Consider the following 12305-nt stretch of genomic DNA (forward strand, 5'->3'; position numbering starts at 1 on the left):
TGTACAGCGGCCCCGGCTCTGCTGCCGCATGGTTGGCATCGGGCTCGCCATTCCGGCCGGACAACGACGGGCTGATGAGCCGCCACGACAGGGGCCCAGACAAGATGGGCCCAAAACAGTTGGGGCCGCGAACCTGATGGCGCATGGTATGGCCCAGCGCCCTGCGGCGGAAGGAGCTTTTCCGAATGACACCCGTTCTCCTGGGACTTGGTGCGAATATCGGCGACCGCCGTCAGACGATTCGGGCCGCACTGGACGGCCTTGCACCATTTGCCCGTATTTCCGCCGTTTCGGCGCTCTACGAAACCGCCCCCATGTATGTGACGGACCAGGAGTCCTTCATCAATATCTGCGCCGTTGTCGAAACCGATCTTGCGCCGCGTGAACTGCTGCATGCGGTCAAGGCGCTGGAGCGCGCGCTGGGGCGCATGCCTTCACGCCGTTTCGGGCCGCGCCAGATCGATATCGATATCATCATGTACGGCGACGCCGAGATTGCGGAGGACGATCTCCAGATCCCGCACCCGCGCGTGCTGGAGCGCGCCTTCGTCCTCGTGCCCGCCGTCGATGTTGCGGCCGATTGGATCCACCCGGTTGCCGGCCGCACGATACGGGGTCTGGCGGCCGATCTGGGCGAGAGCCCCGATGTCGTGTGCGTCGGCGATGCGGCGTCGCTGCTGACCGTCCCGGTCTGAGATGTGATAGTCCTTGTGTTGGCCGCCCCTTGATTCGGCCGCCGGTCGCAGAATCTGGGCACTGGTCTTGTTTGTGTGCGGTGCAGTAGAATACTTCTGGGCGGCGTCAGCTGCCAAAGGATTGCCGTGCCGCTTGCGGACGCCCGCTCTGTAACCGACCAGGAGGGTCAATTGGACGACGTCGCCACCTTTCAGCCGCCGACCGGGTACTACATCGAGGACCTGTCCGTCGGTATGTCGGATCGCTTCGGCAAGACGGTGACCGAAGCCGACATCGTTCTCTTTTCCGGAGTTTCGGGCGATACCAATCCGGTCCATCTGGACGAGGAATATGCCGCCAGAACCCGGTTCAAGGGGCGCATAACCCATGGCATGCTGAACGCCGGCTTCATATCGGCGGTGCTGGGCACCCGACTGCCGGGGCCGGGCTCGATCTATGTGTCTCAGAACCTCAAATTTCGCGCGCCGGTCCGGCCCGGCGATACCGTCGAGGCCGTCTGCACCGTCAAGGCAATCGACATCGGGCGGATGCGCGTGACCATGGACACCGTGTGCCGGGTCCGGGGTACCAATGTCATCACGGGCGAAGCCGTGCTGCTCGTGCCGAGCCGCGATACCGTCGCTGTCTGACTCATTCCCTTCATTCCCGCCGCGGGATCCCCGCCGGCTCGAAAGGCAAAAAGCGCGTTCTGGTATGCATCTTTCCTGCACCTACACTGATATTCCCGATCGGCTGCGCGGCGCCGTCGTCGTCGTGGGAAATTTCGACGGTGTTCATCGCGGTCACCGCATCGTCATCGACGAGGCCCGCGCCGTGGCCCGCGCCTCGAACGCGCCTTTGGCGGTCCTGTCCTTCGAGCCGCATCCCCGGTCGCTCTTCCGTCCCGACGATCCGCCGTTCCGGCTGACGCCGTTCGCGGTTCGGGCGCGCGAAATCGCCGCGCTGGGTGTCGATCTGCACGTCGTCCTGACCTTCGACCGCGCCTTCAGTGAACACTCGGCCGAATGGTTCGTTTCCGAAGTCCTCTCTGCCGGTCTGGGGGCGAGCCATGTCGCCATCGGCTATGATTTCTGTTTCGGCCACCGGCGTCAGGGTAACGCGGAAACGCTGGTGGAATTCGGCCGCCGATACGGTTTTGGCGTCACAATCGTGACCCAGGCATCGGACGAAAGCGGCGGCGCCTATTCCTCCAGCCGGGTGCGCCAGTTCCTGCGCGACGGTTCGCCCGGAGAGGCTGCGTCGATTCTCGGCCGCCCGTTCGAGATCGAGGGTGAGGTGTGCCGGGGCGACCAGCGTGGGCGCGATCTCGGTTATCCCACCGCCAATATCGCGATGGACGACTATATCCGCCCGGCTTTTGGCATCTATGCCGTCAGATGCGGGATCGTGGACGCCCCGGGCGGCCCGGAGGCCCCCGACCCTCGTTGGCACTACGGTGTCGCCAATCTCGGGATAAGGCCCATGTTCGAGACGCCGGAGCCGGTGCTAGAGGCGCATCTTTTCGATTTTGCCGGCGATCTGTACGGCCGGACCCTCAGGGTTCAACTGATAGAATTTCTGCGTGGCGAGCAGCGCTTCGATGATGTCGGGGGGTTGGTGGCGCAGATGAACGAGGATGCCGCGGCGGCACGGCGAATTCTGGCGGGCGGTTAGCGTCGGGGGTTGGATGGCGCGACACGCTTGACCGCCTCGCGTGTTCCGCTACGATCCGCCCGGTTTTCATGCAGGGACGACGGGGGCCGGATTCTCTTGCGCCGGGCGACATCGATCGCCTGGAGGCGCCAGGGCAGGCCGACAGGGGAAGTGATGAGCGAGCGTTCAGGATCGAATGGCGGCGACTACAAATCGACGGTGTTTCTGCCGAAGACGGAGTTTCCGATGCGGGCGGGTCTGCCGGCGAAGGAGCCGGGCATCCTGAAGTCGTGGGAAGACGGCGATCTCTACGGCCGGCTGCGGGCGCAATCGAAGGGCCGGCTACGCTGGGTCCTGCATGACGGGCCCCCCTATGCCAATGGCAATATCCATATCGGCACGGGGATGAACAAGATCCTCAAGGATATCGTGGTCCGGACGCATCAGATGTCGGGTTATGATGCCGTCTATGTGCCGGGTTGGGATTGTCATGGCCTTCCGATCGAATGGAAGGTCGAGGAAGGCTATCGCGCCAAGGGCCTGGACAAGGATGCCGTGCCGATCGTCGACTTTCGCCAGGAGTGCCGGGATTTTGCGCAAAGCTGGATCGGCGTCCAGGCGGAAGAATTCCGGTCGCTGGGCGTGATCGGCGACTGGTCGGCGCCCTATACGACAATGACCCGGCCGGCCGAAGCCCAGATCGTTCGCGAGATTCACAAGTTCACGCTGTCCGGCGACCTTTATCGCGGGCTGAGGCCGGTGATGTGGTCGGTGGTCGAAAAAACCGCCCTGGCCGAGGCCGAGGTCGAATACCACGACCATAAATCCCCGACGATCTGGGTTCGGTTCCCGATCACGGCGCCGTCTGTTCCGGCACTGGACGGCGCGAGTGTGGTCATCTGGACCACGACGCCCTGGACGATCCCGTGCAACCGGGCTGTGGCCGCGTCGCCGGAGATCGATTATAGCGTAGTCGAGGTGACGGCCGTCGAAGACGGCGCCCGCGCCACCGTGGGTGAGCGTCTTGTCCTGGCCGACGAGCTGATCGAAGACGTTGCTGCGGCGGCCGGCATCACAGGCTGGGAGCGCCGGGCGTCGCTTGGCGGGTCGGACCTCGTCAGCACCGTGTGCGCTCATCCTTTCGCTGATCTCGGATTCGACTTCGAGGTTCCGGTTCTGGCGGGCGATTTCGTCACGACGGAGCAGGGAACCGGGCTGGTTCATATCGCTCCTGCCCACGGCGCCGACGACTTCGAACTCGGTCGCCGTCACGGTCTGCCGCTGATCGAGACCATGACCGAGGACGGCGTCTACACCGACCGGATTCCCTATTTTGCCGGTAAACGGGTGCTGATGCCCGACGGCAAACCGGGCGACGCCAACGGCGCCGTGATCGGGGCGCTCAACGAGGGTGGCGGCCTGCTGGCCAAGGGGTCGCTGCGGCACAATTACCCCCATTCCTGGCGTTCCAAGGCGCCGCTGATCTTTCGGGCGACCGCGCAGTGGTTCATCCCGATGGATCGCAGCGGCCTGCGGGACACGGCGCTGAAGGCGCTGTCGAACACGCGGTTCGTGCCGGAAGGCGGCCGGACGCGCCTGACCTCGATGGTCGAAAGCCGCCCCGACTGGTGCATCAGCCGCCAGCGCGCCTGGGGTGTGCCGATCGCCATTTTCGTGGAACGCAGCACCGGAGAGCCGCTGCGCGATGACGCGGTCTGCGAGCGCATCGCCGACGCATTCGAACAGGAAGGTTCCGATGCATGGTTCACGTCGCCGCCGGAACGGTTTCTGGGCGATGGCCATGATCCCGCGGCCTACGATCAGGTTTTCGACATCGTCGATGTGTGGTTCGAAAGCGGCTCGACCCATTCCTTTGTGCTGGAAGCGCGCGACGATCTGAAATGGCCGGCCGACCTCTATCTCGAAGGATCCGACCAACATCGCGGCTGGTTTCAGTCATCGCTGCTGGAAAGTTGCGGCACCCGGGGCCGGGCGCCCTACGACGCCGTGCTGACCCATGGGTTCGTCCTGGACGAGCATGGCCGCAAGATGTCGAAGTCGCTTGGCAATGTCGTGGCACCCCAGGAAGTCCAGAAGAAATACGGCGCCGATATCCTGCGCCTGTGGGTGGTCTCGTCCGACTTCTCCGAAGACGTCAAGATCGGCGACGAAATCCTGAAAGGCCAGACCGACGCCTATCGCCGGTTCCGGAACACGCTGCGCTATCTGTTGGGCGCCGTGAACGGTTTCGACGCCGCTGCGGAAGCCGTTGCCCCCGCCGATATGCCGGAGCTGGAGCGCTGGGTGTTGCATCGGCTGCATGAAATGGATCGGCTGATCCGCGATGCCGTCGATGCCTTCGACTTTCATGCGATGGCATCGGCGCTGCATAATTTCTGTGCCAACGACCTGTCCGCCTTTTATCTCGATATACGCAAGGACAGCCTCTATTGCGATGGGGCCACGGACATCACGCGGCGATCGGCGCGCACGGTCATGGATCTCGTATTGACCCATCTGACGACGTGGCTTGCGCCGATTCTGTGCTTCACGGCTGAGGAAGTCTGGCGCACCCGGCACGGCGCCGATGCCGACAGTGTTCACCTGCAGCTCTATCCCGAGGTTCGCGCGGATTGGCGGGACGATGCGCTGGCGGAGAAATGGGCGCTGGTGCGGCGTGTGCGCCGGGTCGTAACCGGTGCGCTGGAAGTCGAACGCGTCGAAAAGCGTATCGGTTCATCGCTGCAGGCCCATCCGACGGTGCATGTCAGCGACGATCTGCGCCGCAATGTCGAGGGCATGAATCTGGGTGATATCTGCATCACGTCGAATCTGACCCTGACGACCGTACCGGCGCCCGCCGACGCCTACCGGCTGGACGACGTGCCCGATGTCGCCGTCGTGCCCACGGTGGCCGACGGCGAGAAATGCGCCCGATGCTGGAAAGTGTTGCCGGAAGTGACGGCCGGGCCTCATACCGACCTTTGCAATCGTTGTGCCGATGTCGTCGACCAACAGGCCAGAGAGGCCGTATAGCCCCATGATGCGGTTCGGGCTGGGCATCTCACTCGTCGTCATCGTGATCGATCAGGTGACGAAAAGCCTGATGCTCTATGGGGTCTTCGGCTTCGATTTCCCGGCGGGGATCAGTTCGTGGCATCCGGCGATTGCCGTTACGGGTTTTTTCAATCTCGTCACGGTCTGGAACATGGGCGTCAGTTTCGGAATGTTCTCGGCGGGCAGTCCGGTCGTCCGCTGGCTGCTGATCGCCGTGGCCGTTGGCATCAGCGTCGGCATGCTCGTATGGCTGTCGCGGGCCGGATCGCGGTTGGTTGCGGCGGCGCTGGGCTTGATCGTCGGCGGCGCGATGGGCAATGTGATCGATCGAATCCTCTATGGCGCTGTAGCGGACTTCCTGGATTTCCATATCTGGGGTTATCATTGGCCGGCGTTCAACGTCGCCGACAGCGCCATCATGATTGGCGTTGCGTTGCTATTGTACGACAGTATCGTCGGTCAGACCGACCACACGAACGGCGGGCCGGCATCGGGTCGGCATCGGGGGGATATGTGAAAGGGCAGGGGACGACGACTATGACCAGATTGTCCAGATTTGCGCGATTCGGCTTACTGATCGGCATGGGATCGGGGCTCGCGGCGTGCAGCGCGGCCGAGAACGTCTTCTCGTTCGGCCAGAGTTCGCCCGACGAGTTCGCCGTTGTTTCGCGCGCACCGCTGGCAGTACCGCCCAGTTATTCGCTGGCGCCTCCGCGCCCGGGGGCACCGCGCCCGCAGGAAGGCACGGCGTCGGATCGGGCTCGTGCAGCCATGTCCGGGAGTGACGCCGGGGCCGGCGCCGTCGCCTCGACATCCGGTTCCGCAGCGGAGGACATGCTGCTGTCTCGAACAGGTGCAGCGGGTGTGGACGATTCCGTGCGCGATACGGTCGACCGCGCCGCCGGTTCGGTCGATGCGGACGAGAACTTCGTTCAGCGCCTGCTCTTCTGGCAGGGCGGCGGCAGCAGCGAACGCGTGGTCGACCCCGAGGAAGAGAGCGCACGTCTCGACCAGGCCCGGCGTGCGGGACGGCCGCTCGGCGACGGCGACGTGCCCACGATCGAACGCCGAGAGGGCGGAATCCTTTCCGGCTTCTTTTAACCTCCCGTCGGGATCCTCGTTCACAGGCCCGTTTTTCGGGGCTGCCGATTCCCGACTTCCGCCGATCCGCGAATAGCCGGTCGGTGCCATTGTTTTGCCGTCTGAATTCTGCACAACGTCTTGTCGTCCGAATGGTCTTGTCGTCCGGACGGGTGGCGAGTTGCGGAATGGGAGGTTAGATCGTGACGATTAAACGCGCGAATGCGGCGGCAACGGCCCTGTTGGCAGTAGCCACCGGCGCCGGCCTCGCGCCGTCTGCCGGTGCCGAAGTTTTCAGGCCTGATGTATTCGAACTCGACAATGGTCTGACGGTCGTCGTCGTAACCAACCGCACGGCGCCGGTCGTGAGCCATATGCTGTGGTACAAGGTCGGCGCGGCGGACGAGGAGCCCGGCGTCAGCGGGATCGCCCATTTCCTTGAGCATTTGATGTTCCGGGGTACCGAGACGGTGCCCGATGGCGAATTCAGCCGCATCGTTCAGCGTGAGGGTGCCCGCTCGAATGCCATGACGAGCTGGGACTATACCGCCTATTTCCAGAACGTGGCGTCCGATCGGCTCGGCCGGATGATGGAACTCGAGGCCGACCGGATGGCCAATCTTGCCATCACGGATGAGGTCGTCGCGCCCGAACGCAACGTCATTCTGGAAGAGCGCGGGCAAGTGGTCGAGAGCCGCCCGTCGTCGCGGCTGAACGAACAGATGTATGCGACGCTGTTTCAGAACCACCCTTACGGCATACCGATCATTGGCTGGCGCCACGAGATCGAGGATCTGTCGATCAACGACGCGCGCGCCTTCTACGATCGTTGGTATGCACCGAACAATGCGGTGCTGGTGCTCGCGGGGGATATTGACGTCGAGGCGGCACGGCCACTGGTCGAGGAAACCTATGGCCGCATACCCGCCCGCGACGTGCCGGAGCGCACGCGTCTGGAAGAACCGGACAGCGGTGCCGAGTTCTCCGTCACCCTGACCTCCGATCAGGTTCAGCTTCCGAACTGGCGGCGGTTCTATCTGGCGCCGACCTATACCGACGATCCAAACGGACATGCCTATGCGCTTCAGGTGCTCGACGAACTTCTCGGCACCGGAACGACGAGCCGCCTATACCGGTCTCTGGTCGTGGAGCAGGAGATCGCCGTTGCGGCCGGCACCAGCTATCGGCCGGCCGGCGTCGACCAGGGGCCGCTGGTCGCCTATATGACACCGCGCGGCGACACCGGAATGGCCGCGCTGGAAGAGGCTTTCGAGGCCGAGATAGAAAGGTTGCTGACAGAGGGACTGACCGAAGAAGAGGTCGCCACCGCCAAGGATCGGCTGACAATCAGCAGCACCTTCGCCAGAGACAGCCTCATGGCGCCGGTTTATGCATTCGGACAGGCGTTGGCAACCGGCGGAACGATCGACGACGTGGAGCGTTGGCCCAGTCGCATCGACGCGATCTCGGCCGACGATGTGATGGCTGCGGCCGAGGCCGTGTTCGGCGCCAATGGCCGCCACGTCACCGGCTATCTGCTGCCGGAAGATCCCGACGCTGCGATCAGATTGGACGAACCGGTCGATCCTGACGCGGTGTCGCCGGACATGGACACGGAGATCGTGCAATGATCAGGGCTATGGGGACCCGGCCAACAGGACTGAGCTCTGCCGCTTTCACGCTGACGGTCCTGGGGGCCATAATGACAACTGCGTTTCTGAGTCCGTCCGGCACCGCACTCGGCCAGGACGCCGATAGCGGCAATGGGTTCTCTCATGTCGAAACGGTGGTGTCCGATCAGGGAGTCCAGGCCTATCTGGCTTCGAGCGATTTCGTGCCGGTTGTGTCGATCAACTTTGCCTTCGACGGCGGCATCGAGACCGATCCCGCCGGCAAGGAGGGCCGGGCCAATCTGGTGACGACCCTGCTGGACGAGGGCGCGGGCGATATCCGCAGTCAGGAATTCCAGCGGCGGCTTGCGGATCTGTCGATATCGATGCGGTTCTCCGCCGGCATCGAGGAGATCAACGGCACGCTCTATACGACGAAGGAGCATCTCGACGAGGCGCTCGACCTTCTGGCCCTGGCCTTGACGGAGCCCCGATTCGACCCCGAGCCGGTCGAGCGCATGCGCGATTCCGTGGCCGGGGCGATCCGGTCGAATACCGGCGACCCCGGTTGGATCGGCCGGCGGGCTTTCCTGGAACGCGTTTTGGGCGATCATCCCTTTGCCCGCCCATCGCGCGGTACCATGGAGTCGCTGATGGCGCTCGAAGTGGATGATCTTCGTCAGTTCATCGAGGAGCGCTTCACCCGCGACGCCCTGACCGTCGCGGTTGCCGGTGATATCACCGCCGACGAACTGGGCCCGGCACTGGACCGGGCATTCGGCGATCTGCCGGCGTCGGGCGAACCCGCCGAGGTGCCCGACTGGGAACCGCCGGAACCTTTCAGCACGGTGGTCGAGTGGCAGGGCCCGCAAAGCATCCTGATGCTGGCCCAGGCCGGTATTTCGCGCGACCACCCCGACTACTACGCCGCCCTGGTGATGAACCACATACTTGGGGGCGGCGGCTTCGGCTCGCGCCTGACCGAAGAAGTGCGCGAGCGCCGCGGACTCACCTACGGCATCGGCAGCGGCTTCTATAATACGGATGTCGCCAACCTGCTGATGGTCAACAGTTCGCTCGCCCATGGCAATGTCGTCCCGGCACTCGATCTGATCAGACAGGAATGGGCGACCATGCGCGAAGACGGGGTCACCCAGAGCGAGCTGGATGACGCGAAGCGCTATATAACTGGATCCTTTCCCCTGCAGCTGACATCGACGCGCGATCTTTCCTCAATGCTGCTCAGCATGCAGTTGCAGAATCTCGGTGAAGATTATATCAGGGAGCGCAATGCCCTGATCCAGGCGGTGACGGTTGAGGACGTCAACTGGATAGCGAATTCGCTTCTCGACCCCGAGGCGCTCAGTGTTCTCGTCGTCGGGCAGCCGCCAGAGGAATTCTCCGCCGACGAAACGATTTCGGCGCGTGAGATCGTCGACAGGGAATTGGGGCGCTAGACCGGAATCTGCCGTTTCGAGACCTTGACGGCCATGGAGACGAATCAATGACCGATGTAACGGCTCTGGCTGCCTGGAAAGATCTGCAACGCCATCTGCAGGCGCAGGGCGACCTGGATCTCCGCGATCTGTTCAGCGGGGATGCTGACCGGTTCAAGCGATTCTCGGTCGAGTTCGAAGGCATATTCGTCGACTATTCCAAGCACCTGGTCACATCTGAAACCATGGCGTTGCTGGTGGAACTCGCACGTCAGACCGACGTCGAGGGTCATCGCGACGCCATGTTTGCGGGAGCGGCGATCAATCGAACCGAAGGCCGACCGGTTCTCCACACGGCGCTGCGCAATCGATCGGACGCGCCGGTGATGGTGGACGGCCGTGACGTCATGCCCGACATCCGGGGCGTGCTTTCCCGTATGGCGGACTTTGCCGAGCGTGTTCGTTCGGGTGCCTGGACGGGGCACACCGGGAAGCCGATCCGGTCGGTCGTCAATATCGGCATCGGCGGGTCCGACCTCGGTCCGAATATGGTCTGCGAGGCGCTGGCGCCCTATGTCCAAAAGGGTCTCCGCTGTCATTTCGTGTCGAATGTGGACGGGGCCCATATTGCCCGCACACTGGAAGACGTCGACCCCGAGACGACGCTGTTCATCATCGCGTCCAAGACCTTTACGACGCAGGAGACCTTGACCAATGCCCGAACCGCGCGGGCCTGGTTCCTCGAGTCGGGGGCAGCGGAATCCGATATCGCCAAACATTTCGTCGCCCTGTCCACCAACCGGCAGGCCGTCGAAGCGTTCGGTATCGATGCCAACCAGATGTTCGAATTCTGGGACTGGGTCGGCGGACGCTATTCGGTGTGGTCGGCCATCGGTCTGCCGGTCATGCTGGCCATTGGACCGGCGCGTTTTGGAGAATTCCTGGATGGCGCCCATGCCATGGACACCCACTTCCGGACAGCGGCACTTGAATCGAACCTGCCGCTGATCCTGGGATTGCTCGGCATCTGGTACAACAATTTCCACGGCTGTCAGACCCATGCCGTGCTTCCCTACGATCAACTGCTTCACCGCTTCCCGGCTTATCTTCAGCAGGCCGATATGGAGAGCAACGGCAAGCGCGTCGACCGCGACGGCCAGCCGGTCACCTGGCAGACGGGCCCGATCATCTTCGGCGAACCCGGAACCAACGGCCAGCACGCCTTTTACCAGTTGATCCATCAGGGCACGAAGCTGATCCCGTCGGATTTTATCGCCCCGATTGAAAGCCAGTATCCGGTTGGCGACCACCACCGGATACTGCTGTCGAATTTCCTGGCGCAGACCGAGGCGCTGGCCTTTGGCAAGACAGAGTCCGAAGCCCGGGCGGAACTGGAAGAAAGCGGCCTTGTCGGCGATGCCCTGGAAGCCCTGGTGCCGCACAAGATCTTCCCCGGCAACAGGCCATCGACGTCGATTCTTCTGGATCGGCTTGATCCCCGGACGCTGGGCATGCTCATCGCGCTTTATGAGCATAAGATCTTCGTTCAGGGAATGGTTTGGGACATCTTCAGTTTCGACCAATGGGGTGTGGAACTGGGCAAGCAGTTGGCAAAGATCATTCTTCCCGAACTGGCCGACCCGGACGGGGAGGGTGGGGCGCCCAAGGCGCAGGATGCCTCGACCAGCGGCCTGATCGCCCGGATCAAGGGGCACCGACCCGGCTGACCGCCGCCGCGCCCCGGCCGGTTCGCACCAGAGACCGCATTTTCGCCCCGTTATCCGCCTAGTGCTTCGTGTGCTTAGCGTAAGGTAGGTTTTCGGGGCTCAGGGATTCTGACCCTTGGTTCGTGCGGGGCCCGGCATAAGGAGAAATGGCCACATGTGTAACCGGTTCGATTGCGCCCACCCACATCACGAAACTCTGAACGGCCCATCGACGGACGAAAAGATCGACTGGTCCACGGCCATTCAAGTGCCCTCGGCAACCCGGTCCGCCATGGGGCGCCGTGCCGTCCTGGTCGGAATGGTCGGCGTATCGGGAACGGCGTTGATCGCCTGTCAGCCGACGGATATCGCCCGGATGGCGCCAGCGGCGCCGCGGTCGCAAACCGTGCAGCTGGGCGAGGAGACCTGGGCCCGGATACGCAGCGAAACATCCGTGAGCCGCAATAGCAGCATGCAGAACGCACTGAACTCCGTCGGTCGGCGAATCGTGCAATCCAACGGCATCGGCGGGCAGTGGGAGTTCCTGGTGTTTCAGGGCGACTCCGCGAACGCCTTTGCCTTGCCGGGCGGTAAGGTTGGCTTCTACGAAGGCATATTCCGGCATATGGAGAATGATGCGCAACTGGCCACCGTCGTCGGGCACGAGATCGCCCACAACACCCAGGAGCACGCAGCGCAGCGGCTGGGCGCGTCGCAGATGTCGCAACTCGGCGTGGCCGCGATCTCGGCGGCCTTCGGCGCCGGCAATCCCGGCTATGCCGATCAGATTGCGGCATTGATGGGCGCAGGCGTGCAGTACGGAATGATCATGCCGTTCGGCCGGGATCAGGAACTCGAAGCCGACCGCGTCGGTTTGTTCTACATGGCACGCGGCGGTTACGATCCCCGCGAATCCATGGATTTCTGGCAGACAATGCAAGCCCAGGCCGGCGGCCGGGGGCCGGAGTGGCTGTCGACCCACCCCGCCGGCACCAGCCGCCTGCAACAACTCGATGCCCTGATGCCCGACGCGCTGAATGTCTATCGCGCCTGACGCGGCGTCAGGAATATCCCGGCCGAACCGCGAC

At 63.5% G+C, this 12305-nt stretch carries 10 protein-coding genes; all 10 read left to right on the plus strand.

What is annotated here, in order from left to right:
- Positions 1-185 precede the first annotated feature (185 nt).
- The 10 genes from folK to ABZ728_RS15285 all read left to right on the plus strand — a co-directional run bounded on the left by folK (position 186) and on the right by ABZ728_RS15285 (position 12271).
- Positions 186-695: a 2-amino-4-hydroxy-6-hydroxymethyldihydropteridine diphosphokinase gene (gene folK, locus ABZ728_RS15240; protein WP_366657079.1), complete on the plus strand. Its 510-nt coding sequence runs from the start codon at positions 186-188 to the stop codon at positions 693-695.
- Between the two features lie 171 nt (positions 696-866).
- Positions 867-1325, plus strand: a complete 459-nt coding sequence (locus tag ABZ728_RS15245; protein ID WP_366657080.1) for a MaoC family dehydratase — start codon at positions 867-869, stop codon at positions 1323-1325.
- A 64-nt stretch (positions 1326-1389) separates the two neighbouring features.
- Positions 1390-2349, plus strand: coding sequence for a bifunctional riboflavin kinase/FAD synthetase (locus tag ABZ728_RS15250; protein WP_366657081.1), 960 nt, complete (start codon positions 1390-1392; stop codon positions 2347-2349).
- 153 nt (positions 2350-2502) lie between these two features.
- Positions 2503-5364 carry an isoleucine--tRNA ligase gene (gene ileS / locus ABZ728_RS15255; protein WP_366657083.1) on the plus strand — a complete coding sequence of 954 codons (2862 nt, stop codon included), beginning with the start codon at positions 2503-2505 and terminating at the stop codon, positions 5362-5364.
- Between the two features lie 4 nt (positions 5365-5368).
- Positions 5369-5902: a signal peptidase II gene (lspA, locus tag ABZ728_RS15260; RefSeq protein WP_366657085.1), complete on the plus strand. Its 534-nt coding sequence runs from the start codon at positions 5369-5371 to the stop codon at positions 5900-5902.
- A gap of 20 nt (positions 5903-5922) precedes the next feature.
- Entirely contained in the window at positions 5923-6486 is a 564-nt protein-coding gene (locus tag ABZ728_RS15265; RefSeq protein ID WP_366657087.1) for a DUF3035 domain-containing protein, read from the plus strand.
- Between the two features lie 182 nt (positions 6487-6668).
- The gene (locus ABZ728_RS15270) at positions 6669-8096 is read left to right on the plus strand and encodes a pitrilysin family protein (protein WP_366657089.1); all 1428 of its coding nucleotides are present in this window, start codon (positions 6669-6671) and stop codon (positions 8094-8096) included.
- A 71-nt stretch (positions 8097-8167) separates the two neighbouring features.
- Entirely contained in the window at positions 8168-9532 is a 1365-nt protein-coding gene (locus tag ABZ728_RS15275; RefSeq protein WP_366657090.1) for a pitrilysin family protein, read from the plus strand.
- Between the two features lie 47 nt (positions 9533-9579).
- Positions 9580-11238, plus strand: a complete 1659-nt coding sequence (gene pgi / locus ABZ728_RS15280) for a glucose-6-phosphate isomerase (protein ID WP_366657091.1) — start codon at positions 9580-9582, stop codon at positions 11236-11238.
- Positions 11239-11392: 154 nt separating this feature from the next.
- The gene (locus ABZ728_RS15285) at positions 11393-12271 is read left to right on the plus strand and encodes a M48 family metallopeptidase (protein WP_366657092.1); all 879 of its coding nucleotides are present in this window, start codon (positions 11393-11395) and stop codon (positions 12269-12271) included.
- Positions 12272-12305 lie beyond the last annotated feature (34 nt).

Origin of the sequence: Fodinicurvata sp. EGI_FJ10296 (assembly GCF_040712075.1) — a bacterium.
Taxonomy (GTDB): Bacteria; Pseudomonadota; Alphaproteobacteria; order DSM-16000; family Inquilinaceae; genus JBFCVL01.

Excerpts from the sequence above, each read along its gene's own strand:
- ileS (WP_366657083.1), top strand. The coding sequence starts at position 2,503 with ATGAGCGAGCGTTCAGGATCGAATGGCGGCGACTACAAATCGACGGTG.
- ABZ728_RS15250 (WP_366657081.1), top strand. The coding sequence starts at position 1,390 with ATGCATCTTTCCTGCACCTACACTGATATTCCCGATCGGCTGCGCGGC.
- pgi (WP_366657091.1), top strand. The coding sequence starts at position 9,580 with ATGACCGATGTAACGGCTCTGGCTGCCTGGAAAGATCTGCAACGCCAT.
- ABZ728_RS15275 (WP_366657090.1), top strand. The coding sequence starts at position 8,168 with ATGACAACTGCGTTTCTGAGTCCGTCCGGCACCGCACTCGGCCAGGAC.
- ABZ728_RS15265 (WP_366657087.1), top strand. The coding sequence starts at position 5,923 with ATGACCAGATTGTCCAGATTTGCGCGATTCGGCTTACTGATCGGCATG.
- folK (WP_366657079.1), top strand. The coding sequence starts at position 186 with ATGACACCCGTTCTCCTGGGACTTGGTGCGAATATCGGCGACCGCCGT.
- ABZ728_RS15285 (WP_366657092.1), top strand. The coding sequence starts at position 11,393 with ATGTGTAACCGGTTCGATTGCGCCCACCCACATCACGAAACTCTGAAC.
- lspA (WP_366657085.1), top strand. The coding sequence starts at position 5,369 with ATGATGCGGTTCGGGCTGGGCATCTCACTCGTCGTCATCGTGATCGAT.